Source organism: Aeromonas sp. SE22, from assembly GCF_038739755.1.
Lineage (GTDB): Bacteria > Pseudomonadota > Gammaproteobacteria > Enterobacterales > Aeromonadaceae > Aeromonas > Aeromonas jandaei.
In genome coordinates this window covers 15,305-36,845 of the sequence record NZ_JBCGFD010000011.1, presented here as the reverse complement: position 1 = coordinate 36,845, position 21,541 = coordinate 15,305, and the positions used below count along the sequence as shown (strand labels likewise).

23 protein-coding genes are annotated in these 21,541 nt (G+C 61.1%); 19 read left to right on the top strand and 4 right to left on the bottom strand.

Going from position 1 to position 21,541, the window contains the following annotated elements; all coding sequences use genetic code 11:
* Nucleotides 1–9: 9 nt before the first annotated feature.
* The 8 genes from AAHA39_RS15770 to AAHA39_RS15735 all read left to right on the top strand — a co-directional run bounded on the left by AAHA39_RS15770 (nucleotide 10) and on the right by AAHA39_RS15735 (nucleotide 8,062).
* The gene (locus AAHA39_RS15770) at nucleotides 10–606 is read left to right on the top strand and encodes a LysE family translocator (protein WP_071912871.1); all 597 of its coding nucleotides are present in this window, start codon (nucleotides 10–12) and stop codon (nucleotides 604–606) included.
* A 118-nt stretch (nucleotides 607–724) separates the two neighbouring features.
* Entirely contained in the window at nucleotides 725–1,315 is a 591-nt protein-coding gene (locus AAHA39_RS15765; RefSeq protein ID WP_320656511.1) for a LysE family translocator, read from the top strand.
* A 126-nt stretch (nucleotides 1,316–1,441) separates the two neighbouring features.
* Complete coding sequence (locus tag AAHA39_RS15760) at nucleotides 1,442–2,140, top strand: aspartate/glutamate racemase family protein (protein ID WP_320656512.1); 699 nt, start codon at nucleotides 1,442–1,444, stop codon at nucleotides 2,138–2,140.
* Between the two features lie 130 nt (nucleotides 2,141–2,270).
* Entirely contained in the window at nucleotides 2,271–3,377 is a 1,107-nt protein-coding gene (locus AAHA39_RS15755) for a 1-acyl-sn-glycerol-3-phosphate acyltransferase (protein WP_033113764.1), read from the top strand.
* 306 nt (nucleotides 3,378–3,683) lie between these two features.
* Nucleotides 3,684–4,154 (top strand): YhcH/YjgK/YiaL family protein, encoded by a 471-nt coding sequence (locus AAHA39_RS15750; RefSeq protein WP_320656513.1) that lies wholly within the window; start codon nucleotides 3,684–3,686, stop codon nucleotides 4,152–4,154.
* A gap of 221 nt (nucleotides 4,155–4,375) precedes the next feature.
* Entirely contained in the window at nucleotides 4,376–5,575 is a 1,200-nt protein-coding gene (locus AAHA39_RS15745; RefSeq protein ID WP_320656514.1) for an acetate kinase, read from the top strand.
* A gap of 132 nt (nucleotides 5,576–5,707) precedes the next feature.
* Entirely contained in the window at nucleotides 5,708–6,949 is a 1,242-nt protein-coding gene (locus AAHA39_RS15740; protein ID WP_236763712.1) for a mechanosensitive ion channel family protein, read from the top strand.
* Between the two features lie 186 nt (nucleotides 6,950–7,135).
* Nucleotides 7,136–8,062 (top strand): L,D-transpeptidase family protein, encoded by a 927-nt coding sequence (locus AAHA39_RS15735; protein WP_033113768.1) that lies wholly within the window; start codon nucleotides 7,136–7,138, stop codon nucleotides 8,060–8,062.
* Nucleotides 8,063–8,140: 78 nt separating this feature from the next.
* On the opposite strand, the gene AAHA39_RS15730 is transcribed toward AAHA39_RS15735, so the two are convergent.
* Complete coding sequence (locus tag AAHA39_RS15730) at nucleotides 8,141–9,034, bottom strand: VirK/YbjX family protein (protein WP_201909167.1); 894 nt, start codon at nucleotides 9,032–9,034, stop codon at nucleotides 8,141–8,143.
* A 323-nt stretch (nucleotides 9,035–9,357) separates the two neighbouring features.
* Here AAHA39_RS15730 and putP point away from each other — a divergent pair, with 323 nt between their 5' ends.
* The 10 genes from putP (at nucleotide 9,358) to rpoS (ending at nucleotide 17,719) form a co-directional block, all read left to right on the top strand.
* On the top strand, nucleotides 9,358–10,875 hold the full coding sequence (gene putP, locus AAHA39_RS15725) for a sodium/proline symporter PutP (RefSeq protein ID WP_255937681.1): 1,518 nt from the start codon (nucleotides 9,358–9,360) through the stop codon (nucleotides 10,873–10,875).
* Nucleotides 10,876–11,082: 207 nt separating this feature from the next.
* Entirely contained in the window at nucleotides 11,083–11,400 is a 318-nt protein-coding gene (ftsB, locus tag AAHA39_RS15720) for a cell division protein FtsB (protein WP_041210187.1), read from the top strand.
* Nucleotides 11,393–12,085, top strand: coding sequence for a 2-C-methyl-D-erythritol 4-phosphate cytidylyltransferase (ispD, locus tag AAHA39_RS15715; protein WP_320656515.1), 693 nt, complete (start codon nucleotides 11,393–11,395; stop codon nucleotides 12,083–12,085). The genes ftsB and ispD overlap by 8 nt, the downstream gene beginning before the upstream one ends.
* Nucleotides 12,086–12,139: 54 nt before the next feature.
* Nucleotides 12,140–12,616 carry a 2-C-methyl-D-erythritol 2,4-cyclodiphosphate synthase gene (ispF, locus tag AAHA39_RS15710; RefSeq protein ID WP_033113773.1) on the top strand — a complete coding sequence of 159 codons (477 nt, stop codon included), beginning with the start codon at nucleotides 12,140–12,142 and terminating at the stop codon, nucleotides 12,614–12,616.
* Nucleotides 12,616–13,674 carry a tRNA pseudouridine(13) synthase TruD gene (gene truD, locus AAHA39_RS15705; RefSeq protein WP_156853536.1) on the top strand — a complete coding sequence of 353 codons (1,059 nt, stop codon included), beginning with the start codon at nucleotides 12,616–12,618 and terminating at the stop codon, nucleotides 13,672–13,674. Before ispF ends, truD begins: the two co-directional genes overlap by 1 nt.
* On the top strand, nucleotides 13,655–14,401 hold the full coding sequence (gene surE / locus AAHA39_RS15700) for a 5'/3'-nucleotidase SurE (protein WP_041210183.1): 747 nt from the start codon (nucleotides 13,655–13,657) through the stop codon (nucleotides 14,399–14,401). The genes truD and surE overlap by 20 nt, the downstream gene beginning before the upstream one ends.
* Nucleotides 14,402–14,405: 4 nt before the next feature.
* Complete coding sequence (locus tag AAHA39_RS15695; RefSeq protein ID WP_033113776.1) at nucleotides 14,406–15,023, top strand: protein-L-isoaspartate(D-aspartate) O-methyltransferase; 618 nt, start codon at nucleotides 14,406–14,408, stop codon at nucleotides 15,021–15,023.
* Entirely contained in the window at nucleotides 15,020–15,601 is a 582-nt protein-coding gene (locus AAHA39_RS15690) for a YqaA family protein (protein ID WP_033113777.1), read from the top strand. The genes AAHA39_RS15695 and AAHA39_RS15690 overlap by 4 nt, the downstream gene beginning before the upstream one ends.
* Before the next feature lie 9 nt (nucleotides 15,602–15,610).
* Nucleotides 15,611–16,687: a LysM peptidoglycan-binding domain-containing protein gene (locus AAHA39_RS15685; RefSeq protein ID WP_043849958.1), complete on the top strand. Its 1,077-nt coding sequence runs from the start codon at nucleotides 15,611–15,613 to the stop codon at nucleotides 16,685–16,687.
* Between the two features lie 45 nt (nucleotides 16,688–16,732).
* Nucleotides 16,733–17,719 (top strand): RNA polymerase sigma factor RpoS, encoded by a 987-nt coding sequence (gene rpoS, locus AAHA39_RS15680; RefSeq protein WP_041210181.1) that lies wholly within the window; start codon nucleotides 16,733–16,735, stop codon nucleotides 17,717–17,719.
* Nucleotides 17,720–17,833: 114 nt separating this feature from the next.
* Here the strand turns inward: rpoS and AAHA39_RS15675 are convergent, their stop codons facing one another.
* Complete coding sequence (locus AAHA39_RS15675) at nucleotides 17,834–18,871, bottom strand: alkene reductase (protein ID WP_320656516.1); 1,038 nt, start codon at nucleotides 18,869–18,871, stop codon at nucleotides 17,834–17,836.
* Between the two features lie 199 nt (nucleotides 18,872–19,070).
* Here AAHA39_RS15675 and AAHA39_RS15670 point away from each other — a divergent pair, with 199 nt between their 5' ends.
* A complete protein-coding gene (locus AAHA39_RS15670; protein ID WP_320656517.1) occupies nucleotides 19,071–19,637 on the top strand; it encodes a TetR/AcrR family transcriptional regulator in 567 nt (188 codons plus the stop codon).
* 129 nt (nucleotides 19,638–19,766) lie between these two features.
* On the opposite strand, the gene AAHA39_RS15665 is transcribed toward AAHA39_RS15670, so the two are convergent.
* A complete protein-coding gene (locus AAHA39_RS15665; RefSeq protein WP_202005954.1) occupies nucleotides 19,767–20,102 on the bottom strand; it encodes an endonuclease domain-containing protein in 336 nt (111 codons plus the stop codon).
* Nucleotides 20,103–20,580: 478 nt separating this feature from the next.
* The gene (locus AAHA39_RS15660) at nucleotides 20,581–21,534 is read right to left on the bottom strand and encodes a LysR family transcriptional regulator (protein ID WP_320656518.1); all 954 of its coding nucleotides are present in this window, start codon (nucleotides 21,532–21,534) and stop codon (nucleotides 20,581–20,583) included.
* Nucleotides 21,535–21,541: the final 7 nt, after the last annotated feature.

Below are 21,541 nucleotides of genomic sequence, written 5' to 3'. Positions count from 1 at the left end.
GAGTCGCTCATGACGTTCGAATGGTATGCCACCCTGTTTGGCTTCGCCGTGCTCACCTGCGGCACGCCCGGCCCCAACAACTTGATGCTGACGGCCTCCGGTGCCAACTTCGGCGTGCGGCGCACCCTGCCACACCTGTTTGGCGTAGCGCTGGGGCAACCTGTGCTGCAACTGGTGCTGGCGCTGGGGCTCTATCCCCTGTTCGAGCGCTGGCCTCTGCTGCGCCTCGGCTTGCAGATCTTCGGCAGCCTCTATCTGCTCTGGCTGGCCTGGCGCATCGCGGTGGCAGGCGCCCCGAGCGATCCGGCCCGGCGCGCCCGGCCGTTGACCCTCCTGGAGGGGTTGGGCTTCCAGTTTCTCAACCCCAAGGCATGGATGATGGGGATCTCCGCCATCAGTCTGTTCAGCCTGACCGGTGCCGGTTACTGGCCCAGCCAGCTGGCAGTGATGATCATGTTTGCGCTGGTGGCGCTGCCCACCTGCTTTGTCTGGGTGCTCTTTGGCCATCAGCTGAGCAACTGGATCAGCACGGATCGGGGCTGGCGTCGACTCAACGGCTCCCTCGGCCTGCTGACTGCCCTCTGCGTGGTGATGCTCTGGTATTGAGGCTTTTCCCACCCGCTTTATCCTTGTGGTCGGGCTGCCGCTTCTGCATATTGGTGGGCTGCTTTATCTGGCGGATTGTCTGGCAGAGAGTCTGATATGTGGTCTGAACGAGGTTGAGATGGATCTGAACTGGGTACTGCCCCTCGCGGGGTTTGCACTGGTCACCTGCGGTACGCCGGGGCCAAACAATATGCTGCTCACCAGCGCCGGGGCGGCGCAGGGATTTCGCCGCACGTTGCCGCTGCTGGTAGGGGTGGTCGGGGGGATCAACCTGATGATCCTCGCCATGGCGCTGGGGCTCGGGGTGATTTTTGACAAGGTGCCGCTGCTGCACGACGGCCTCAAGCTGATCGGCTCGGCCTACCTGCTCTGGCTGGCGTGGAAGGTGGCGACCGCCAGCGGCCCGGCAGAAGGCAATCGGCCGCTCATTCCTGCCCATCAGGGGGCCATGCTGCAACTGCTCAACCCCAAGGCGTGGATGATGGCGCTCTCCGCCATCAGCGGTTTCACCCTGGCGGGAGAGGCCTACTGGCCATCCGCCATCTGGGTGCTTGCCATCTTTTTTGTGACCGGCCTCTATACCGGTGCTTTCTGGGTACTGTTCGGCGCCCAGGTGCGCCGTCTTATCCGCACCGGCCGGGGCTGGCGCCGTTTTAACCTCGGTATGGGGATCGCCACGGCGGCTTGCGTGCTGATGATCTGGATTTAGCCCGGGGCTGACCCGGGCCTTTACCGGCTGTCTTGTTGGCCCTGCGGGGCCTTTTTTATCTCGCCTCTGTTGCCTTGCCTGCAAGGTGGCGTGGCACAGCCTTACCTTGGGATGAAAGGAGCTGTTATGAAATGTATCGGTCTGCTGGGTGGCATGAGCTGGGAGTCCACTGTCAGCTACTATCAGGCGCTCAACCGCGGGGTGCGGGCCAAGCTCGGTGGCTTGCACTCGGCGCGGGTGCTGCTCAATAGCGTCGACTTTGCCGAGATAGAGCGGCTGCAGCATGCCGGTGACTGGCCCGCCACTGCCCGCCTGCTGGCGGCCGAAGCGCGCAAACTGCAGGATGGCGGCGCCGATTTCTTGCTGATCGGCACCAACACCATGCACAAGGTGGCGCCCGAGATAGAGGCCGCCATCGATATTCCGCTGCTCCATATCGCCGATGCCACCGCGCGCCGCCTGCAAGCGGACGGGATAAAACGGGTCGGCCTGCTCGGCACCCGCTTTACCATGGAACAGGATTTCTACAAGGGACGGCTGCAAACGAACTTCGGGCTGGAGGTGCTGGTGCCCACCGAGGCAGAGCGGGAGCGGGTCCATCGCATCATCTATGACGAGCTCTGTCTGGGGGAGATCCGTGACGCGTCGCGCGCCGAGTATCTGGCCATTATCGCCGGGCTGGCCGCTGCCGGCGCCGAGGCGGTGATCCTCGGTTGTACCGAGATTGCCCTGCTGGTGGGGGAGGCGCAGGCGGCCGTGCCGCTCTACGACACCACCGCCATTCATGCCGAGGCGGCCGTCAACCTGGCCCTGACATCTGATTAATTAACTGGTCAGATCTCACTATTCATGCTTGTCTCATACCCCTTGCCATAAAAGCGTGTAAAATTGCGCCCTGAATTTTCCCCGGCCAACGCGGGTTGGCTGCGGTTTCCTAGCATGCAAGGCTGACATTGTGACTGAAGTTGACAGATTCGCGGACATTCGCCCTTACCGCGATGAAGAAGTGCCGGCGGCCATCGAACGGCTGATCCAGGATGATGAATTTATCGGTGCCATCGCCAAATACCGTTTTGGCTCCCTGATGAGCTGGCTGGGCTGGGCGATTCGCCCGCTGATCCGCCAGGTGCTGCGCTACAAGTGGTCAAAAGTGACCACTGTGCATCAGGTGCAGGTCGGGGTGACCAACTATATGTCCCGGATGATCGCCACCTCTACCAAGGGGGTGACCTTCTCCGGGATCGAGCATCTGAAGAAGGAGCAGGGCTACCTGTTCGTCTCCAACCACAGGGACATCGCCATGGATCCGGCCTTCGTCAACTGGGGTCTCTATACCCACGGTTTTGACACTGTCCGCATCGCCATCGGCGACAACCTGCTGCGCAAACCCTGCGCCACCGAGCTGATGAAGCTCAACAAGAGCTTTATCGTCAAGCGCTCCGCCAAGGGGCCGCGGGAGATGATGAAGGCGCTCGGCGAGCTCTCCGCCTACATCGGCCAGTCGGTGCATGAAGGCCACTCCATCTGGATCGCCCAGAAGGAAGGGCGCGCCAAGAATGGCGATGACAAGACGGATCCGGCCATCCTCAAGATGTTCTACGTCGACGGCAAGAAGCAGAAAATCGACTTCGTCGACTACATGCGCAGCCTCAATATCGTGCCGGTCAGCATCAGCTACGAGCTGGACCCCACCGACAAGGCGAAGGCGCGCGAGCTCTACGAGAAGTCGGTTAACGGCAGCTACGAGAAGGGCGAGTTCGAGGATATCGAGAGCATCGTTGCCGGCATCGTCGGCATGAAGGGGCGGGTACACGTCGCCTTCGGGGCACCGATTACCGAGGGCTTCAGCGATCCGGACGAGCTGGCGGCCCTGATCGACAAGGCGATCTGGAGCAGCTATCGCCTCTTCCCGAGCAACTATCTGGCGGCCGATGTCTCCGGCAAGGCCAACACCATCGAGCAGGCAGCCTTCCTGACCCGTCAGTCAGAGGTGCCGGAAGAGCACAAGGCAATCTGGCGTGCCATGTATGCCAAACCGGTGGAAAACGCCGGCAAGGCTTGAATGAAACCGGTTGCGTGAAAAAAACGGGAGCAGATGCTCCCGTTTTTGCGTCTGGTCAAAGTCGCCGGCAAAAGGGTGGTGAATAATATGGTTTCAGCTGGTACGATCACCCGAAAAATGGGGTTCACGCTCTTGGCAACCACCGGATGAGTGTGTAACAGTGCCCCAATATGCTGAATGTGAGCATTAGCTCTAATCCCTCTGCACGGATCGCCGAGGGCATTATCGAAGGACCTGTAACAGGTCCTTTTTCATTGGGCGGCAAAGATGCCGCGCAGATATACCTAACAGGAAGATGCTCGCACCATGATCACCGGTAGCCTGAACACGTTGCAGCGTACACCGCTGCCTGCCCCGCTGGATCGCATCATGGTCGAGGTGGTCAAAAGCGTTGCCCTCTGGCGCGAGGCGCCCCTTGGCAAGAGTGAAATCGACGGCCTCAAGCTGTTCTGTCTGGTGAGCGAGGAGATGACCGAGCCGGCTGCGGATCGCCGTGGCGAGTTCCACCGCGACTATCTCGATATCCAGCTGCTGCTGGCAGGCGAAGAGTGGATCGGTGTCGGGCCTCATGAGTATGCAGACGAAAGGGCTGACCATCCCCATCCCGACCTCTGGTTTGTCGAGGACGAGCAGACTACCTATCTGGCGCTGCAACCTGGCGATTTCGCCATCTTCTGGCCGGGCGAACTGCATCGCCCGCTCTGTACGCGCAACCAGCCCGCCAAAGTGAAGAAGCTGGTGGTCAAGGTACATCGGGATCTGCTGGCCATCGCCTGAGCATCCCCATTGAAGCGAGCCCTGCGCAGCTGATGCGTCGAGACTCGCAAGCATTGAGACGAGTGATACGCACCACAAGTTGCGATGACTCTTTCAAGAGCAAGAATTGAAAAATTGGACGCACCCTCCTGCGACCATAAGCCCCCGGCAGGGGAATCCCATCCTCTTTTGGATGACACGACACTGTCGGCATAAAGCCGAAGCACAGGAAGATGTAGAAAATGAGCAAGTTGGTACTGATCCTTAACTGCGGTAGCTCTTCCCTGAAATTTGCCGTAATGGACGCCGAAACAGGTGAGGACATGCTGTCCGGCCTGGCCGAATGCTTCAATCTGGATGATGCACGTATCAAATGGAAACTCCACGGGGTCAAGGGCGAAGCCATGCTGGGAGCGGGTGCCGCTCACCAGGAAGCGCTCGACCACATCGTGGGCCACATCCTGCCGCAGGATCCGTCTCTGGCCGGTCAGCTGGTGGCCATCGGCCATCGCATCGTACACGGTGGCGAGCAGTTCTCCCGTTCCGTTCGCATCGATGACAGCGTGATCGCCGGCATCGAAGCCGCTATCCCGTTCGCCCCGCTGCACAACCCGGCTCACCTCATCGGTATCCGCGCTGCGCTCAAGGTGTTCCCGCAACTGGCGGACAAGAACGTGGCCGTGTTCGACACCGCGTTCCACCAGACCCTGCCGCAGGAGGCCTACCTCTACGCGCTGCCTTACAAGCTCTACAGCGAGCACGGCATCCGTCGTTACGGCGCGCACGGCACCTCCCACCGCTACATCGCGGAAGAGGCTGCCAAAGAGCTGGGCAAGCCGCTGAATGAACTGAACATCATCAACTGCCACCTTGGCAACGGTGCTTCCGTTTGCGCCATCAAGAATGGTGAGTCTGTTGACACCTCCATGGGCCTGACTCCGCTGGAAGGTCTGGCGATGGGCACCCGTTGTGGCGACATCGATCCGGCTGTGGTCTTCTTCATGCACGACCAGCTTGGTTACAGCGTGGAGCAGATCAACCACACCCTGACCCGTGAGTCCGGTCTGCTGGGGATGACTGAAGCGAGCAGCGACTGCCGCTATGTCACCACCAACTACGCTACCGACGCCGGTGCCAAGCGTGCGCTGGATGTCTTCACCTACCGTGTGGCCAAGTATGTCGGCGCCTACGCCGCTGCGATGGACGGTCGTCTGGACGCCGTAGTCTTCACCGGTGGTATCGGTGAGAACGCCGCCATGGTGCGCGAGATGGTGCTGGCGCGTCTGGCCCTGTTCGGCTTCAAGGTGGACAAAGAGGCGAACAACGCCGCGGTACTGGGTGGCGAAGGCCGCATCACTACTGCCGACAGCCGTTGCGCCATGGTGATCCCGACCAACGAAGAGCTGGTTATCGCCCGCGATGCCCTGAGCTTGGTCGGCTAACGCCAATCGTGCTCATCACAACGCCCGGCTTTTGCCGGGCGTTGTCGTTTGTGGCGACCCGTTATTTGACTTGGAGGCGCGGGGCGTTACCCTGACGGCCACGTTTTGGCATTGCAGCATTGGGGGAGAGGAATGAAAGAGACGTTTTTTAACTGGCTGTCGGAGCTTGGCGTCGAGGTGACTGGCATGATGGGGCTGGTGATTGCGCTCGCTTTCATCCTCGTCACCTCGCTGTTGCTGCACATGATGCTGCACCGCTTTCTGCTGGTGCGACTGGTGGGCATTCTCGGCAGGGCCAAGCAGGTGTGGCTGCCGCCCCAGTTGCAACAGCGCCTCTTCTACCGGCTTGCTTTCGTCTTTCAGGGGGCCGTGCTGCTCGGTCAGGCGGAGATCTGGCTGCCGCGCAGCTCCGATAGCCTGAAGCTTATCGAGATGTCGGCCCAGCTCTGGATCCTCTTCTTCCTGCTGCTCTCCTTTTTTACCCTGCTCGACTGCGTGCTGGCAGTGAGCCGCAACATCCGGCTGTGGCGTGATCTGCCTCTGCGCGGCATTTTCCAGGGGGCCAAGCTGGTGGGCAGCATTCTGGTCGGCATCCTGATGATCGCCCTGCTGCTTGGCAAGTCACCGCTGTTCCTGTTCAGCGGTCTGGGGGCCATGACCGCGGTGCTGATGCTGGTATTCAAGGATCCCATCCTCGGGCTGGTGGCGGGGATCCAGCTCTCTGCCAACCGGATGCTGAACGTTGGCGACTGGCTGCAGATGGATAAATATGGCGCCGACGGCGAGGTGACCGATATCGGCCTTACCACGGTCAAGGTGTCGAACTGGGACAAGACGGTTACCACCATTCCCACCTATGCTCTCATCTCCGACTCCTTCAAGAACTGGCAGGGGATGACCGAATCGGGCGGGCGGCGCATCAAGCGCAGCATCAATATCGACATGACCAGCGTGCGCTTCATGACGGCCGAAGAGCAGTTGCAGCTCAAGCAGGCCCAGCTGCTGGCGCCCTATCTCACCCGCAAGGAGCAGGAGCTGAGCAGTTACAACCAGCAGCTGAGCGATGCCTTGAGTTGCCCCATCAACGGCCGTCACCTCACCAACCTCGGCACCCTGCGCGCCTATCTGGATGCCTATCTGCGCGCCCATCCCGGCATTCGCAAGGATATGACCCTGATGGTGCGTCAGCTGGCGCCGACCTCTGACGGCTTGCCGCTGGAGATCTACTGCTTTACTGCAACCACCGCCTGGGCCGAGTACGAAGGGATCCAGGCCGATATTTTCGACCACATTTTCGCCATCATCGAGCAATTTCATCTGCGGTTGCACCAATCTCCCACGGGATACGATATGCGCTTCTGGCAGAAGGGATAAACGGGCGACAGGCAGGGGCTGGCGGCGGAGAAAAAAAGCGATATTAATCGTCGACCCGCCGCTACTTGTCAGTTGAAATTTGCTTTGCAGAAGAGAAAAATGGCGGCCTTCTCTTCGCGCCCCTGATCCTCGTCTGATCAGCTGTCAGCCCAGAGATGTCAACTCAGTCATTATCATGGGAAAGTTATGAAGCTCCTTCGCAATAGTGTGGCAACACTCTGCTACAGCCTGCTGCTGACCGCTGCGCCGGTTTTCGCTGTTGAATATGCTCTGCCTGCGGCCAACAGCCGTCTGGTGGGGGAAAATCTGGAATACGTGGTCCCGGCCGAAGAGAACGGCCAGCCGCTGGAGGCCATTGCCGCAAAATTCCAGCTGGGGCTGACCAACATGATCGAAGCCAACCCCAAGGCTGACCCCCTGCTGGTGCAGACCGGCGAGAAGCTGGTGATCCCCCATCAGCTGATCCTGCCGGATGCGCCCCGTGAAGGGATCGTGCTGAACGTGGCCGAGATGCGCCTCTACTACTACCCGAAAGGCAAGAAGGTGGTGGAAGTGCTGCCCATCGGCATCGGCCAGCTCGGCACCGACACCCCGGAGAACTGGGTGACCAGCGTGCAGCGCAAGAAAGCGGGCCCGACTTGGACTCCGACTGCCAAGATGCACGCCGAGTACGCTGCCCGTGGCGAGAGCCTGCCTGCGGTATGGCCGGCTGGCCCGGACAACCCCATGGGGCTGTTTGCGCTCTACATCGGCAAGATGTACGCCATCCACGGTACCAACGCCCAGTTCGGTATAGGCCTGCGGGTGAGCCACGGTTGTGTGCGTCTGCGCAACGATGACATCGAGTACCTGTTCAAGAAGGTACCGGTAGGCACTCGCGTCCAGTTCATCAACCAGCCGCTCAAGGCCTCTGTTGAGCCGGATGGCCGCCGCTATCTGGAAGTGCATCAGCCGCTGTCCCGCAGCGAGGAGGAGTTCAACTCCAGCCTGCCGGCACCGCTGCCGATGACCCCGGCCATCACCCGCTTCATTGCCCACGCCGACAGCGACTCCCAGCTGGTCAAACAGGCGCTGGAGCAGCGCAGCGGTATGCCGGTCGCCATCAACGGCTAATCCCGGTAATCGACCACAAGAAAGGGCGAACAGCGTGCTGTTCGCCCTTTCTCTTTTCTGACCTTGTACGGGGCAGGATTAGCTGCGGCGCAGATTGTCGGCGAGCTCTCCGGCGAGCTGATCGAGCATCTGGTAGCGCGCCTTGTAGCTGGCCCGTTTGCGGGAGGGGATCTCCTCCAGCGTTTTGCGCGGTATCTGCAGCGGCAGGCTCATCCAGAGTTCATCCATGACGTTGCCCTGATGCTCTTCCCACAGCCCATCCAGATCGAACTTGACCCGGTTGGCGGTGCGCTTGCTGCACTGGTAGACGTGGCTTTGAGTGCGGATCCCGAGCAGGGTTTCACACCCCAGACCACGGGCCAGCTCGGCCGCCATGTAGACCAGCAGGGACATGGGACGCAGGCCGCCGCACGCCTTGGTGACCAGCTTGATCTCTTCGCTCAGCCCCTTGCCCCCTTGCAGCGAGCAGATCTCCAGCGTGGGCTGCGGCTCGCAGCGCAGGTTGAGCGCCATGAAGTAGAGCGCCGATTGGCCGAGCTTGAGGGTCAGGCTCATCTCCCCCTCTTTGGCCATGTGGGTCTGGTAATCGAGCTGCAGGGTGAGTGGCGCTGCAAGCTTGTCGCTCTGCCAGCTGGCAAGCTGCAAGCCGCTCTGGCTGTAGATCGCCTGCTGCTGCGCTTCGGGCAGGGCCAGTGCCAGCTGCCGGTAGTGGGCGGTGATGAGCCCGGCGCGGAGCCCCTTGCGCAGCCCCTTGTGGCGATAGGGGTGAATCGGTTTTTCCAGAATATCGGGGAAGCGGGTGATCGCCTGCGCCAGCAGCGGCAGCGTCTCCTGCTGGCGATAGAGGGCGCGGGCTCCCGGATGCAGCCAGAGGCGGCCAACGAATTTGGCCCGTCTGATGAGATGGCCCGACTCCTCTACCGGATGGAGACGGCGGGCGAGGGTGCGCAGTTGCGACAGATGAGAGGACATAGGCGTAGCCCCGGTTCGTTGGATTCAGGGCGGCGAGTGTAGGAGGGGATGGGGAGGATGTAAAAAGCTCGATAGTAACAAAATGTGAAGATAAAACGCTCAATAGCAGGGGCAAGTGCTCTGATCTCTCGCCCGGACGGAAAAGGAAATTCGGTTCTATCTCCTTGATGTAGAGATGATTTGCTGCGCAAAGGTTTTTATTGTGTTCTCTGTTTGTTAACAAAGGGGTTGAGCCGATAGGGACGGGTGATTAAGCTAGGCCGGTTTTTAGGGACGAGCCCGTCATCAGAGCGGGTAAAAGATGAAATAAAACGGAGTTTTGCATGACAGCCAGCACACCCATGTTAATCACCTTTCTGGTGTACATCCTCGGGATGGTACTGATCGGCTTTGTTGCCTATCGCGCCACCCGCAACTTTGACGACTACATCCTTGGCGGCCGCCGGATGGGGAGCTGGGTCACCGCCCTCTCCGCCGGCGCCTCCGACATGAGTGGATGGTTGCTGATGGGCTTGCCCGGCGCCATCTTCATCAGCGGCATCTCCGAGAGCTGGATCGCCATCGGTCTGGTCATCGGAGCCTACCTGAACTGGCGTTGGGTGGCGGGCCGCCTGCGGGTTCATACCGAGAAGAACCGCAACGCCCTGACCCTGCCGGACTACTTCACCTACCGCTTTGAAGATCACAGCAAGGTGCTGCGCATCCTCTCAGCGCTGGTGATCCTGCTCTTCTTCACCATCTACTGCGCCTCCGGCGTGGTGGCCGGTGCCCGCCTGTTCGAGAGCACCTTCGGCATGGATTACAACACCGCCCTCTGGGTCGGTGCGGCCGCCACCATCACCTACACCTTCTTCGGCGGCTTCCTCGCGGTGAGCTGGACCGATACGGTGCAGGCGACCCTGATGATCTTCGCCCTGATCCTCACGCCGGTATTCGTCATCATCGCCGTGGGCGGGGTGGACAGCGCCATGATCGAGGTAGCGGCCAAAAGTGCCAGCAACCTCGACATGTTCAAGAATCTGGACGTTATCGCCATCATCTCCCTGATGGCGTGGGGGCTCGGCTACTTCGGTCAGCCGCATATTCTGGCCCGCTTCATGGCAGCGGATTCCCACCACTCCATGGCCAATGCCCGTCGCATCAGCATGACCTGGATGATCTTCTGCCTGGGCGGCGCGGTGGCCATCGGCTTCTTCGGTCTGGCCTACTTCGCCCGCTTCCCGGAAGTTGCGGGCGGCGTCACCGGCAACCCGGAGCGGGTCTTTATCGAGCTCTCCAAGATCCTGTTCAACCCCTGGATCGCCGGCGTGCTGCTCTCGGCCATTCTGGCAGCGGTGATGAGTACCCTGAGCTGCCAGCTGCTGGTCTGCTCCAGCGCCATCACTGAGGATCTCTACAAGCCGTTCCTGCGCAAGAACGCCTCCCAGCGCGAGCTGGTGTGGGTGGGGCGCCTGATGGTGCTGGCCATCGCCCTGATCGCTATCAGCGTTGCCATGAATCCGGAGAACCGGGTGCTCGGGCTGGTGAGTTACGCCTGGGCCGGTTTTGGTGCCGCGTTCGGCCCGGTAGTGCTGCTCTCCGTGCTCTGGCCGCGAATGACCCGCAACGGTGCGCTGGCCGGCATGCTGGTGGGCGCCATCACGGTGATCGTCTGGAAACAGTTCGGCTGGCTGGGGCTGTATGAAATCATCCCTGGCTTCCTGTTTGCCTGTATCGCGATTGTAACGGGCAGCCTGCTGGGAGAAGCGCCTTCAAAAACCATGCTGGAGCGTTTCCGCGAGGCTGAGGAGGAGTACAACACCCCGGCCGAGCTGGAAGGGGAGCCGGTCGCCGTCAACTGATAGCGGCACCTCTGTTCTGACAATCAACCCCGCCCCGGCGCATCTTGACCACACTGGTCAATCCTTGCGCCGGTTTGGCGGGGTTTTGCGCTATCTGACTCACCTTTGGGCACTTTTTTCTGCTTGCCCGGCCCCTTCGGGGTATTGGCTTTCTTTTGTCTTTGCACCGAATATGGGACACTAGGCCGCTTGAAGGAGACCTAGAGCATGCGCCTATTCACCCTGATCCTGATCCTCCTGCTGGGAGGTCTGCAATATGACTTCTGGCTGGGGAAGAACGGGCTGTCCGACTACCAGAGTCTGTCGGAGGCCATCTCGCAGCAGCAGCGGGACAACCAGAGCCTCAAGGATCGCAACGACCTGATTTATCGCGAAATCGACGATCTCACCTCTGGCCTTGAGGCCATCGAGGAGCTTTCGCGCAACGATCTGGGCTACATCAAGCAGGGCGAGACCTTCTACCGGATCATCCCCAAAGAGAAAGAAAAAGAGAATGTGCCAGCGGATGCCCCTTACGATGACTGATGTGAGCCGCATTCCAGCCCTGACGGCGATCGTGCCGGCCGCCGGCATTGGCAGCCGGATGGGGGCCGAGTGCCCCAAGCAGTATCTGCAACTGGCGGGCAAGACTATTCTCGAGCACACCCTGGAGCGGCTGCTTACACACCCCGCCATCGGGCAGGTGATCGTGGCGCTGGCTCCCCATGACCGCTGGTTTGACACCCTTCCGGTGGCGCAGGATGAGCGGATCCTGCGGGTCGAGGGGGGCGCCGAGCGCGCCTTTTCCGTCCTCAACGCCCTTCATGTGGCGCAAGGGGAGTGGGTGCTGGTGCACGATGCGGCCCGCCCCTGTCTGACCCACGGCGATCTCGACGCCCTGATTGCCACTGCCATGACGAGCGGTGGCGCCATCCTCGGCAGCCGGGTGCGCGATACCATGAAGCGCTCCGATGCGGCCGGCAATATCATTGCCACCGTCGAGCGCGAGCAGCTCTGGCATGCCCTGACGCCGCAGATGTTCCCGACTGGCCCTCTCAAGCGGGCACTGGAAGAGGGGTTGGCGCTCGGTGCCACCATTACCGATGAGGCCTCTGCCATGGAGCGCGCCGGATTTTCGGTGCGGATGGTGGAGGGGCGCGCCGACAACATCAAGGTGACCCGGCCGGAGGATCTCTCTTTGGCGGGACTGTTTTTAAGCCAGCAGGCATAAGCCCACCTATCAGAACAAAGAGGTCTGAACAGACAGGCCGAACAAGGAGCGAGCATGATCCGGATTGGACATGGTTTTGACGTACACAAATTTGGTGGGGTTGGCCCCTGCATGCTGGGCGGGGTGCCGGTTCCCTACGAGCAGGGGCTGATCGCCCACTCCGATGGCGACGTGGTGCTGCATGCGGTGAGCGATGCCCTGCTGGGCGCCATCGGTGCCGGTGACATCGGTCGCCATTTCCCCGATACCGCTGCCGAATTCAAGGGTATCGACAGCCGCATCCTGCTGCGGGATGTCTTTGCCCGCGTGCAGCGCGCAGGGTATGCCATCGGCAATCTGGATGTGACCATCATCGCTCAGGCACCCAAGATGGCGCCTCACATCGACGCCATGTGCGCCGTGCTGGCGGCCGATCTGCAATGTGATTTGAACCGGGTGAACGTCAAGGCGACCACCACCGAACAGCTTGGCTTTACGGGGCGCAAGGAAGGGATCGCCACCGAAGCCGTCGTCTTACTGGTGAAACAATAATGCTGGAACAACTTGCCTACCTGCACGGTGCGCCAACCGCCCGCGGTATCCTCAAGGCCGAGGCCGCTGACTTCGTTGTCAATGAAGACCTCGGGTTTGAACCCTGCGGGGAAGGGGAGCACATCTTCGTCCGGGTGCGTAAAACCGGTGAGAACACCGCCTGGGTGGCTGGCCTGCTGGCCGATGCGGCCGGGGTCAACCGCAATGCGGTGACCTGGGCGGGCCTGAAGGATCGCCACGCAGTGACCGAGCAGTGGTTCGGCATTCACCTGCCGGGCAAGGCCGAGCCGAACCTCTCCGTCATCGAGAGCGACAGCATCCGGATCCTGGAGGTGAAGCGCCACAACAAGAAGCTGCGGGTCGGCTACCTCAAGGGCAACCACTTCACCCTGCGCCTCACCGGTCTGGAGCAGGCCGACGGGCTGGAGTCCCGCCTGCAGGCCATCGCCGCCCAAGGCGTGCCCAACTACTATGGCGAGCAGCGTTTCGGCCGTGAAGGCAACAACCTGGAAGCGGCCAAGGCGATGTTTGCCGGCAAGCGGATCAAGGATCGCAACAAGCGCTCTCTCTACCTCTCCGCCGCGCGCAGCATGCTGTTCAATGCCATCGTCAGCGCTCGTATCGAGCAGGGGCTGGCCCACCAGCTGCTGGCCGGGGATTGCGTGATGCTCAAGGGTAGCCACTCCATCTTCAGTGAAGAGAGTGTGACTCCCGAGCTGGAAGCGCGTCTCGCCTCCGGCGACGTGCAGCTCACCGCACCCCAGTGGGGCCGTGGCCGGCTGGCCAGCCAAGGGGCCGCTGCCGAGTTCGAACAGGGCGTACTGGCGGCGTACAGCGACTGGTGTGACGGACTGGAGAAAGCGGGGCTGGATCAGGATCGCCGCCCGCTGCTGCTCAAGCCGGAGCAGATGAGCTGGCAACTGGAGGGTGAGGTGCTGACTCTCTCCTTCTTCCTGCCGGCGGGCGCCTTTGCCACCAGCGTGGTGCGCGAGTTAATGCAGGCCGAAGAGGCCGATCACGGTTTCAGGAATCAAACCGATGCGAATTCTGGTCAGTAATGACGATGGTGTGCATGCCGAGGGCATCCGTGCCCTCAGCGAGGCGTTGCGCGCCTGCGGCGAGGTCGTGGTGGTGGCACCGGATCGCAACCGCAGCGGCGCGAGTCACTCCCTGACGCTGGAGGTGCCGCTGCGGGTCACCCGCATCAGCGAAACCGGTTATCATGCGGTGAAGGGGACGCCGACCGACTGCGTCCACCTCGCGGTCAACGAGCTGGTGCGCCCCGAGCCTGACATGGTGGTGGCCGGTATCAACCACGGTGCGAATCTGGGGGATGATGTCATCTACTCTGGCACGGTGGCGGCTGCGACCGAAGGGCGCCACCTTGGCTATCCCTCCCTCGCCATCTCGCTGGTGGGCAAGACCCATTTCGCCACGGCGGCCCACTATGCGGCCCTGCTGGTGAAGGGGTTGATGAAGCACCCCCTGCCAGCGGATCAGATCCTCAATGTGAACGTACCTGACCTGCCGCTTGAGCAGATCCGGGGGATCAGAGTGACCCGCCTTGGCAATCGCCATCGGGCGGAGTCGGTGATTCGCACCGAGGATCCCCGCGGTCAGCCCATCTACTGGATTGGCCCTCCCGGCGACAAGCAGGATGCAGGAGAAGGAACCGACTTTGCTGCCATCGAGCAGGGTTATGTCTCGATAACTCCCCTGACCATTGACATGACTGCCTATGACAGTCTCGCTGGTCTGGGGGCCTGGTTAGATCTGCAGGGATGAGGGTGTGATAGTACAGCGCCTGTTAAATCAGCTCATTGCGCAGGATATTCGCGATTTTCGCGTACTGGCGACCATCGCGAAAGTGCCGCGCCAGCTATTCGTGGATGAGGCCATGGCCCACAAGGCGTGGGACAACACCGCCTTGCCCATTGGCCATGGCCAGACCATTTCGCAGCCCTACATGGTGGCGCGAATGACCGAGCTGCTGATGCAAAATGATCCGGCCCACGTGCTGGAGATTGGCACTGGCTCCGGTTACCAGACGGCGATCCTCGCCCATCTGGTGGAGCACGTTTATACCGTGGAGCGGATCAAGTCGCTGCAGTTCCAGGCAAGACGCCGGCTGCGCCAGCTTGATCTGCACAATGTCTCGGCCAAGCACGGTAACGGCTGGCTGGGATGGCCCAACAAGGGGCCTTACGACGCCATTCTGGTGACGGCGGCGGCGAGCGAGATCCCGACGGCGCTCACCGATCAACTGGCCGATGGCGGTCGGCTGGTATTGCCGGTGGGCGACAGCCAGCAGACCCTGCAACTGATTGAACGCTCCGGCTCCCAGCTGACCAGCCGAATTCTGGAACCGGTGCGTTTTGTTCCCCTGATCGACGGAGATGTTGAGTGAAGTTGTTTTCCCGTTTGTATGTACTGGTAATGCAGTGGGCGCGCCATAAATACGCCCCCTGGTATCTCTCCATCACCGCCTTTATCGAATCGGTCTTCTGGCCCATCCCGGTTGACGTGATGCTGGCGCCGATGGCGCTCGGCAAGCCCCACAAGGCGTGGCACTACGCCACGCTGGCCACCGTGTTCTCGGTGCTGGGTGCGCTGTTTGGCTATGCCCTTGGCTACGCCCTGTGGGATCCGGTGGTGCAGCCGCTGGTGGCTTCCGTCGGTTATGAGGGCAAGATCGCCATCGCTCGCCACTGGTTCGAGCAGTGGGGCATCTGGGTCATCTTTATCGCCAGCTTTACCCCGATCCCCTACAAGGTCTTTACTGTGACGGCTGGGCTGTTGCAAATGGCTCTGTTGCCCTTCATCATCACCTCCCTCATCGGCCGCGGTTTGCGCTTTTTCCTGGTGGCAGGTTTGATGCGCTGGGGTGGCGAGAAGATGGAACGCAAACTGATGCACTACGTAGACGTGCTCGGTTGGCTCTGTATTGGTCTGGCCGTCGTGGCCTATTTCTGGTTTAGTCGTTAAGGATCCGCTATGCGTTCGCGTATTTGGCAGGGAAGCAGTGTCGTCGTTCTTTCATGGCTGCTGCTTGCCTGTTCCTCCAGTAAAAATGCCGCTCCGGTTGAGGGGCTGGGTGATGGTCCCTTCGTCTCGACCATCCCGACCCGTCAGGCCGGCGCTCAGGTCAGTGCCCCCATTCAGGGCAACAGCTATGTGGTGAAGCGGGGCGATACCCTCTACTCCATCGCCTTCAACTCCGGTAACGACGTGCCGTCGCTGGCCAGCCTCAACAACATCAGCCCGCCCTACAACATCTATCCGGGGCAGCGCTTGCGACTCGATGGTTCCAGCGCCAGCGTAAGCAGCAGCCGCAGTTCCGGCACCTATGAGGTGCGTCGCGGCGATACCCTGAGCAGTATCGGCCGCCAGTTCGGCATGACGCCGCAGGCGCTGGCCCAGAGCAACAACCTGAGTGCCCCCTACGCCCTGCAACCGGGTCAGGTGCTCAACGTTCAGTCTGCTGGCGGCAGCAGCACCCAGATGGTAGCCGCAACCCGCCCGGTGACACCGGTTCCGGTGCAGACCACCACGACCCGACCGAGCAGTGGCCCGCGTCCGTTGGCAGAACCAAGCGGATCTGGTCAGACCACGCCATTCATCTCGCAGAAATCCGTTGCTGCGGAGGCACCGAAGGAATACGCTCAGGTCAAAGAACAAAAAACAGACAACTCCCAGTCGAGACTCTCCTGGCACTGGCCCGCAAAAGGCCGGATCGTCGAGGGGTTCTCTGTTGCAGAACAGGGTAACAAGGGTATCGACATAGCCGGCCAGAAGGGGCAACCCGTCTACGCCGCCAGCAGCGGTAAGGTCGTATACGCTGGCAGTGCTTTAAGGGGGTACGGCAAGCTGATCATCCTCAAGCATGATGATGACTATCTCTCCGCCTACGCACACAACGACGAGTTGCGGGTGAAGGAAGGGGACAGCGTCAAGGGGGGCTCGGTCATTGCCAACATGGGCAGCACGGACGCGCCGGATGTGCGATTGCATTTCGAGATCCGGTATAGAGGCAAGTCGATCAATCCGATGAGCTATTTGCCAAAGCGTTAACCCCAGAGAGACCGTCTTACTCTGGTAACGTCAGGGAGACACACCATGAGCCAAGAACAACTGGTAATGCAGGATGCAGAGTTAGAGTTTGACGCTGACCCCGAGTCTCACGAAGAGGTAGAAGAGCTGGAGGAGGTGGCCGCCGAGGCGGAAGAGACCATCTCCGATGAATTGCTGGCACCGGAACTGAACAAGGTGATGGATGCCACCCAGCTCTATCTGGGGGAGATTGGCTTCTCCCCCCTCCTCACTGCCGAAGAAGAAGTCTATTACGCTCGTCGTGCCTTGCGGGGTGACAAAGCAGCCCGCAAGCGCATGATCGAGTCCAACCTGCGACTGGTGGTCAAAATCGCCCGTCGTTACAACAACCGCGGCCTGGTGCTGCTGGATCTCATCGAAGAGGGCAACCTCGGTCTTATCCGCGCGGTCGAGAAGTTCGACCCCGAGCGCGGCTTCCGTTTCTCCACCTACGCCACCTGGTGGATCCGCCAGACCATCGAGCGGGCCATCATGAACCAGACCCGCACCATCCGTCTGCCCATTCATGTGGTCAAGGAGTTAAACGTTTACCTGCGCACCGCGCGTGAACTCTCTCACCGTCTCGATCACGAGCCGACCGCCGAGGATATCGCTCAGGCACTCGATTGCTCGGTGGACAATGTGAACCGCATGCTCAAGCTCAACGAGAAGATCACCTCGGTGGATACCCCCATCGGTGGCGATCGCGACAAGGCGCTGCTGGATGTGCTCTCCGACGAGCGCGGCATGGGGCCGGAGCTGGAGTCACAGGAAGATGATATGCGCAGCAGCATTGTGCACTGGCTCGAGGAGCTCAATCCCAAGCAGCGGGAAGTGCTGGCACGTCGTTTCGGCTTGCTGGGTTACGAGCCGGCCACCCTTGAGGATGTGGGGGCCGAGATTGGCCTGACCCGCGAGCGGGTTCGTCAGATCCAGGTCGAGGGGCTGCGCCGTCTGCGGGAGATCCTGCTGAGTCAGGGACTCTCCATCGAGGCGCTATTTCGTACCAATTAAGTATCCGCACCAATTAAGTCTGCACCAGCTGATCAGCGTATCAGCCAGATAGCACGAGGGGAGCAACAGCTCCCCTCGTTTTTTATTGCCTGTTGTCTGGCGCTACCGATGCGGTTAGACCAACTCGGCCAGCATGGTGTCGGCGTAGGGCACCAGCGCTTCGCCATTTTTCACCTTGGTGAGGTAGTCCGGGTTGGCGATAAGCGGACGGCCGATGGCCACCAGATCGAAGCGGTTGGCCTCGATGGCTGCTGCGGCGCGCTCGGCGTCGTAGTTGCCCACCCCGACCAGATTGCCCTTGTAGTGGGCGCGCAGATAGTCGGAGGCGCGGCCACCCAGATAATCGAAGGTGAGGTTGTCATCGAAGATGCCGAGGTGGATATAGGCCAGCGGGCGATCGTTCAGCTTGCCCAGCAGATAGTCGAACACGGCGCGATCTTCCGGGCTACCCGCCAGATGGACATAGGCACCCGGGGAGAGACGAATACCAACCCGATCACCGCCGATGCGGGCGCTGATGGCATCGACCACTTCCAGCGCGAAGCGGCTCATATTTTCCGGGCAGCCACCGTAGTTGTCAGTGCGCAGGTTGGTGGAGTGGTGCAGGAACTGGTCGATCAGGTAGCCGTTGGCACCGTGGATCTCCACCCCGTCAAAGCCCGCCTTGATGGCGTTGGTACCGGCAGTCGCATAATCCTGCACCAGCTGGGCGATTTCGGCTTCGGTCAGGGCGCGCGGCACCTGATAGGTCAGCTCACGCATGCGGGGTACTGTGCCCTCATGCGCCACGGCAGAGGGAGCCAGCACTTCAGCCTGATGGAAGAAGGGGTGGGAGAGGCGGCCGACGTGCCACAGCTGGGCGAAGATCTTGCCGCCCTTGGCGTGCACGGCGCTGGTCACTCTCTTCCAGCCATCGATCTGAGCCTGGGTGAAGAGGCCCGGGGTATTGGGATAGCCCTGCGCATCGGGGCGGATGATGACGGCTTCGGAGACAATCAGGCCGATGTCGGCACGGCGAGCATAATAGGCAGCCATCTGCTCGGTCGGCACCAGACCGGGGCCTGCCATGCAGCGGGTGAGCGGGGCCATCATGAAGCGGTTGGCCAGGGTCAGAGTCTCATTAAGGCGATACGGCTGAAACAGGGTATTCATGATAGTGTGTCCTGAACGGGTTATTCTTGAACGTGCATTCAAGACGTTTTTTTGTTCCGATGCAAGTCTTTTTTGAATGCGCGTTCAAGATGGTTGGCCCCGACCTGCGAGTGGGGTACACTTGCCGACCTTTTCCAGCGCGCGTTGCCAGCGGCTCTTTTTGTGCCGTGGCAACGAACCATTTCCGACGGGAGGAGCCATGCGCATTGCCGAGTTTGATCGTGACGAGGTGCTACGAAATGCCATGGAGGCGTTTCGCGCCAAGGGGTACGCCAAGACCACCATGCAGGAGCTGGTGGCTGCCACCGGCCTGCACCCGGGCAGCATCTACGGCGCCTTTGGCAACAAGCGTGGCCTGCTGCTGGCGGCTGTCGATCACTATGTGGAGAGCAAGCGGGCCCTGCGTCGCTCCCTGCTCGACAACCCGAGCCCGCTGGCCGGTCTTGCTGCCTATCTCGATCAGGTGGTGACCGAGGCGCTCTGCGGCACCTGTCTGGTGACCCGCACCATGATGGAGCTGAGCGAACAGGATGAAGAGCTGACCCAGCGGGTCAAGGGGATCTACGGCGAGCTGGAGCAGGAGCTGGCGGATCTGCTGACGCAGGCGCAGCAGTGCGGTGAACTGGCGCCGGATCGGGATATTCGCACCCTGACAGCGCTGCTGCTGATCAATCTGCAGGGGCTTATCACCTTCGCCCAGTGCCGCCCCGATCGCCCCCTGCTCGACGACGTGGTCGCCCAGCTGATGCGGGCCGTGCGGGCGTAATGCGCGCCCGGAAACAACCATGGCTCCTGCGGGAGCCATGGTTGTTTCCGGGGATGCCACACGCGCCGGGTTGTTTGCTCCCTTCTCCCCTTGCGGGAGAAGGGTTGGGGATGAGGGGGAGGGCTCTGCTCAGCGCAATGAGAGCCAAATATGGGCCAGTACGACCTCCATCTGACTCAGCACATCGTTATTCCACACTCGTATCACCCGAAATCCCTGCTGATTGAGATAGGCTGTCCGAGCCTCGTCATGCATCTGGTTCGCTTGTGTTCCATGTTGCGAACCATCCACTTCGATAATCAATCCCTGTTCAAGGCAGATAAAATCCACCACATAGGGGCCGATGGGCATTTGGCGGCGAAATTTCAGCCCCGCCAGACGGCGATTGCGCAGCTGTTGCCACAGTTTCTGCTCTGCCTGCGTGGCATCCCGTCTCAGCCGCTTGGCAAAGAGGTTGCTCTCCATAAATTGCCCCTGCTCCGTATCGCCCTATAGATATAGCCAGCTTCCCATCTGTTTACCGGTTGGGTATTGCGTCCCCTCACCCTAGCCCTCTCCCAAAGGGAGAGGGAACAGATCGAGTTGTGGTTGGGATTGGGCTGATCATCACAGTGTTCATTGCCGGATTCGAGCAGGGGAAGCTGGATTGGGTAATACGAAGATGACGGTAACTTTTTGAATGTATGTGGAATCGCCTGACTGACTGGCTAACTGGTTGTCCGCGATGCTGCAAGTTGTAGCGTAACGGCTCCCTTCTCCCCTTGCGGGAGAAGGGCTGGGGATGAGGGGGAGGGAGCAGGAGCAGCCCTCACCCTAACCCTCTCCTAAAGGGAGAGGGAACTGATCGAGGTTCTGTGCGGGCATCGTGGTCGGTCAACAAGCTTCTTCATCAAATCCTTGAGCCACATCTGCGCCGGTTTGGGGTATGCCAGACGCTGCCGCCTTACCTCGGCCCCACCAGCTCTTTCATCAAATCTTTCAGCCATACCAGCGCAGGTTGCTGGGCATGCACGGGGTGCCAGACGCAGTTGAGGTGATAATCCGGCACGTCTGCGGGCAGCGGCAGGCTTTTCAGCGGCCAGTGGGTGGCGAGCAGGTCGGCCACCATGCTGGGCAGCACCAGCAGGTGATCGCTCTGGCTGACGATGGCGGCGGCGGACATATAACTCTGGCTGTTGACCGAGATGGTACGGCTAAAGCCCTGACTTTTCAGATAGCGGTCGAGGCTCGCCTCCGAGGTACCCAGCGGCGAGTGAAACACGTGGGGCATGGCGATCAGCTGCTGCAAGGTGATGCGCTCCTGCCACTGGGAGGGGTCATCCTCGGCACCGGCGGGGGCCGATTTGGCAATGGGCTGATCGGCGCGCACCAGTCCGGCCAGCGGTTCGGTGAGCCAGGTCTCCTTGCCCAGATACCCCGGCACCTGCATGTACTCGTCAAAGCCCAGCACCAGATCGATCTCGCCGCTTGCCAGCTCGGCTTCGGGCAGGGTGTCGCGCAGGATGCGGATCTCGATGGTGACCCCGGGCGCCAGCCGTCTGAGCCGCTGAATAAGCGGCGGGATCAGCACGCACTCCACGTAATCTGTGGTGCAGAGCACGAAGCGCCGCTTCGACTGGCTTGGCTCGAACTCCTCTTCTTCGGTGAGCTGCTGCTCCAGCAGCCGCAGCGCCTGCTGCACCCCGAGATGCAGCCGCTGGGCGCGCGGGGTCGGAAGCATCCCCTGCGGGGTACGCACCAGCAGCGGGTCGCCGAGAAAGGTGCGCAGCCGGTTAAGGGAGTGGCTCATGGCGGGCTGGCTGATAAAGAGCGCCTCGGCGGCGCGGGTGACGCTGCCCTGCGTCATCAGGGCGTCAAACGCGAGCAGCAGATTGAGGTCGAGCTGGTGCAGTTTCATGGGGGGA

Excerpts from the sequence above, each read along its gene's own strand:
- AAHA39_RS15770 (WP_071912871.1), top strand. The coding sequence starts at position 10 with ATGACGTTCGAATGGTATGCCACCCTGTTTGGCTTCGCCGTGCTCACC.
- AAHA39_RS15765 (WP_320656511.1), top strand. The coding sequence starts at position 725 with ATGGATCTGAACTGGGTACTGCCCCTCGCGGGGTTTGCACTGGTCACC.
- AAHA39_RS15760 (WP_320656512.1), top strand. The coding sequence starts at position 1,442 with ATGAAATGTATCGGTCTGCTGGGTGGCATGAGCTGGGAGTCCACTGTC.
- AAHA39_RS15750 (WP_320656513.1), top strand. The coding sequence starts at position 3,684 with ATGATCACCGGTAGCCTGAACACGTTGCAGCGTACACCGCTGCCTGCC.
- AAHA39_RS15745 (WP_320656514.1), top strand. The coding sequence starts at position 4,376 with ATGAGCAAGTTGGTACTGATCCTTAACTGCGGTAGCTCTTCCCTGAAA.
- AAHA39_RS15740 (WP_236763712.1), top strand. The coding sequence starts at position 5,708 with ATGAAAGAGACGTTTTTTAACTGGCTGTCGGAGCTTGGCGTCGAGGTG.
- AAHA39_RS15735 (WP_033113768.1), top strand. The coding sequence starts at position 7,136 with ATGAAGCTCCTTCGCAATAGTGTGGCAACACTCTGCTACAGCCTGCTG.
- AAHA39_RS15730 (WP_201909167.1), bottom strand. The coding sequence starts at position 9,034 with ATGTCCTCTCATCTGTCGCAACTGCGCACCCTCGCCCGCCGTCTCCAT.
- putP (WP_255937681.1), top strand. The coding sequence starts at position 9,358 with ATGACAGCCAGCACACCCATGTTAATCACCTTTCTGGTGTACATCCTC.
- ftsB (WP_041210187.1), top strand. The coding sequence starts at position 11,083 with ATGCGCCTATTCACCCTGATCCTGATCCTCCTGCTGGGAGGTCTGCAA.
- ispD (WP_320656515.1), top strand. The coding sequence starts at position 11,393 with ATGACTGATGTGAGCCGCATTCCAGCCCTGACGGCGATCGTGCCGGCC.
- ispF (WP_033113773.1), top strand. The coding sequence starts at position 12,140 with ATGATCCGGATTGGACATGGTTTTGACGTACACAAATTTGGTGGGGTT.
- truD (WP_156853536.1), top strand. The coding sequence starts at position 12,616 with ATGCTGGAACAACTTGCCTACCTGCACGGTGCGCCAACCGCCCGCGGT.
- surE (WP_041210183.1), top strand. The coding sequence starts at position 13,655 with ATGCGAATTCTGGTCAGTAATGACGATGGTGTGCATGCCGAGGGCATC.
- AAHA39_RS15685 (WP_043849958.1), top strand. The coding sequence starts at position 15,611 with ATGCGTTCGCGTATTTGGCAGGGAAGCAGTGTCGTCGTTCTTTCATGG.
- rpoS (WP_041210181.1), top strand. The coding sequence starts at position 16,733 with ATGAGCCAAGAACAACTGGTAATGCAGGATGCAGAGTTAGAGTTTGAC.
- AAHA39_RS15675 (WP_320656516.1), bottom strand. The coding sequence starts at position 18,871 with ATGAATACCCTGTTTCAGCCGTATCGCCTTAATGAGACTCTGACCCTG.
- AAHA39_RS15670 (WP_320656517.1), top strand. The coding sequence starts at position 19,071 with ATGCGCATTGCCGAGTTTGATCGTGACGAGGTGCTACGAAATGCCATG.
- AAHA39_RS15665 (WP_202005954.1), bottom strand. The coding sequence starts at position 20,102 with ATGGAGAGCAACCTCTTTGCCAAGCGGCTGAGACGGGATGCCACGCAG.
- AAHA39_RS15660 (WP_320656518.1), bottom strand. The coding sequence starts at position 21,534 with ATGAAACTGCACCAGCTCGACCTCAATCTGCTGCTCGCGTTTGACGCC.